The organism is Schnuerera sp. (assembly GCF_035459645.1).
In the GTDB taxonomy this organism is placed as follows: domain Bacteria; phylum Bacillota; class Clostridia; order Tissierellales; family Tepidimicrobiaceae; genus Schnuerera.
This window is the reverse complement of sequence record NZ_DATHXO010000218.1, coordinates 1-2,134: the sequence shown is the minus strand read 5'-3', so window position 1 is coordinate 2,134 and position 2,134 is coordinate 1. Positions and strand designations below refer to the sequence as shown.

At 34.0% G+C, this 2,134-nt stretch carries 6 protein-coding genes; all 6 read right to left on the bottom strand.

Features of this window, described 5'->3' with window-relative positions; genetic code table 11:
• Positions 1–381, bottom strand: a 381-nt coding sequence (locus VK998_RS05190) for a hypothetical protein (RefSeq protein WP_325226278.1), incomplete at its 3' end; no start/stop codon positions are given.
• Positions 382–383: 2 nt separating this feature from the next.
• A complete protein-coding gene (locus tag VK998_RS05185) occupies positions 384–755 on the bottom strand; it encodes a hypothetical protein (protein ID WP_325226276.1) in 372 nt (123 codons plus the stop codon).
• Positions 709–1,341 (bottom strand): helix-turn-helix domain-containing protein, encoded by a 633-nt coding sequence (locus VK998_RS05180; RefSeq protein WP_325226275.1) that lies wholly within the window; start codon positions 1,339–1,341, stop codon positions 709–711. The genes VK998_RS05185 and VK998_RS05180 overlap by 47 nt, the downstream gene beginning before the upstream one ends.
• Positions 1,334–1,498 (bottom strand): hypothetical protein, encoded by a 165-nt coding sequence (locus VK998_RS05175; RefSeq protein ID WP_325226274.1) that lies wholly within the window; start codon positions 1,496–1,498, stop codon positions 1,334–1,336. The genes VK998_RS05180 and VK998_RS05175 overlap by 8 nt, the downstream gene beginning before the upstream one ends.
• Entirely contained in the window at positions 1,488–1,736 is a 249-nt protein-coding gene (locus VK998_RS05170; protein WP_325226272.1) for a hypothetical protein, read from the bottom strand. Before VK998_RS05170 ends, VK998_RS05175 begins: the two co-directional genes overlap by 11 nt.
• Positions 1,733–2,134 (bottom strand): hypothetical protein (locus tag VK998_RS05165; RefSeq protein WP_325226270.1); only part of this gene is annotated, 402 nt, incomplete at its 5' end. The genes VK998_RS05165 and VK998_RS05170, both read right to left, overlap by 4 nt.

The window sequence follows — 2,134 nt, the reverse complement described above, 5'->3', positions numbered from 1 at the left end:
AATAACGTCTTTAGGATTGTCTTGATTAAAGGGGTAGCAGCCTATACTTAGTAGGTATAGAAGCTCCTGATAAGCAAATGTTTTGACCTGACTAATGGCATTTCTTAATTCATTTTTTGTTCTGCCAAAATTAATCATTTCCTGATATCTGCCTTCTCTATAAGATTCATATAGGCTTTTAATCTCATCATCACTCATATCTGATATAGGGCGAGCTATAAGTTTACACCCCTCAACATCAAACCACCTATTATGCGTGTATAGTAAATACCTCTGTGATTCCTTGTGCCATTCTACCTTATCTAAATGACCCTTTAAGTACGATGTTATAATTTCAAAATTACCCACAAATAAATGTGGTACTTCCTTCCAGTTTTTCATTGTTATTTCCCATTAAAGTTAAAAATGTCGTATAACTTGTCCACAAACTCTTCTAAGTGATGCGTCTGGTAGAGCAGCTCTGAATCTGTATGCTTATCAAAAAACTCCCATCTATGCTCATACAAGAACATCTCATCTATAGTGTCTAACATATCAATATCATCTGTCTGTATGTAGCAGTACACAAGTGCCTTTAGCATGTGCCTTTGGTATCTTGAGAAACCTTCTAATACCTGTTGTATTTCATTCTTTGTCTTTAATTCTGGCATAATTACCTCTGTATTTGTGTTAATTCTTATAGGAATATATATAACTATTTTAAAAGATTCAACCCCATTGTATGCCTGATGAGGTGGTTTTCTTCTTGTTCTCATCTTTAAACCATACTGATCTGGCTTTCATCTTCCAGTTCTTTACCATATTACCCCTACTATCCCTCCAATACTGCAAGTTAGGATTATCCTCTACTGATGTGTTATAGTAGTTATACATCTCAATAGCTGATTCTCTGGAGTAGCCATTCTCATTAAAATATGAAATCACTTCATCCCTATCAGGTATATTATTACTTGTAGTATTAATATTTATAATATTATCTTCACCATTTTTGTGGGTAGGGTTATCACCATTTATGTTAGTACCCTCACTACATTTTTGTGGGTGGGTATCATCATTATTGAGTATAGGGTATAACCTCCTCTCAACTATCTGCTTGCCATCTCTTATATTATTTACTCTTATATGACCAGCATCTTTTAAACCACCAACCCATCGAGTAACTGTATTCTTTGACACACCAAACAACTTAGAGAAGTAAGCATTAGATGCAAAACAATATCCATATTTATTACTCATTGCTGTTATTTCAGCATAAAACAATTTTTCTGAACTTGACAGCCTTTCATCATACCTAACTGTAGAAGGTATTACAGCGTAAAAACTTGGTTTTTGATCACTCATTGTTAATTTCCCTCATTACTTTATAGAATTTTCTGTTACGACCAAAGAAAAATGTTCTTAAATCGTCTGCATCATCAAATCCCCACATCTTACCTGTATTAATAGATAAAACTATTATTGGTTTAGCCCTGTTAAGCCTCTCTGATTTAAGAATCATTTTCACACCCTGCTTTTTTAAGTGCTTGTTTTGCTTTATCCCACCGCCTTTTATCGGAAGTAGTTTGAACAGTATGATTATCAACAATATCAATCAAAGCATCTATCATTTCTTTAATTAACTCGGCAAGTTCATCTTCAAATAACTCTTTATCGTTGATAGATATTGAGCCGCCTTCAATACGAACCTCATCGTCACCAATTATAAATTCATTTACTTTTATTTCAGGTTTTTTCATAAGTCTACAGGTTTAAATTCACCATCTTCAATAACTAAGTATCCATTAGGAAGGTAATCAATTAATATGATACCATCAAGTTCAGCTATTTTGGAAACTTGTGAGTGACCAACCACTTGTCTGTATCCATCAAGTTTATCCTTGTGTAACGATTTAGGTCTAATCCACAGTGGACTTTGCCATACGTCATCTCCACTCCAATCAGGAAACATACTCATTTTATGAGGCATCTGAAAACCGAATGCCATCTTATCCTTTTCAAATAAGTCTTGGATACTCATCTCAAGAAGGTTCGTTTTAATAGAATGATTCGTACACCACGTTTTAGAAACTCCAGCGTGACTAAATATTATATCTTCCCATATATAACACGGTTGAATAATTCCTTCGTTTAACGC

Coding starts and splice junctions, on each gene's coding strand:
- VK998_RS05185 (WP_325226276.1), bottom strand. CDS start 755: ATGAGAACAAGAAGAAAACCACCTCATCAGGCATACAATGGGGTTGAA.
- VK998_RS05180 (WP_325226275.1), bottom strand. CDS start 1,341: ATGAGTGATCAAAAACCAAGTTTTTACGCTGTAATACCTTCTACAGTT.
- VK998_RS05175 (WP_325226274.1), bottom strand. CDS start 1,498: ATGATTCTTAAATCAGAGAGGCTTAACAGGGCTAAACCAATAATAGTT.
- VK998_RS05170 (WP_325226272.1), bottom strand. CDS start 1,736: ATGAAAAAACCTGAAATAAAAGTAAATGAATTTATAATTGGTGACGAT.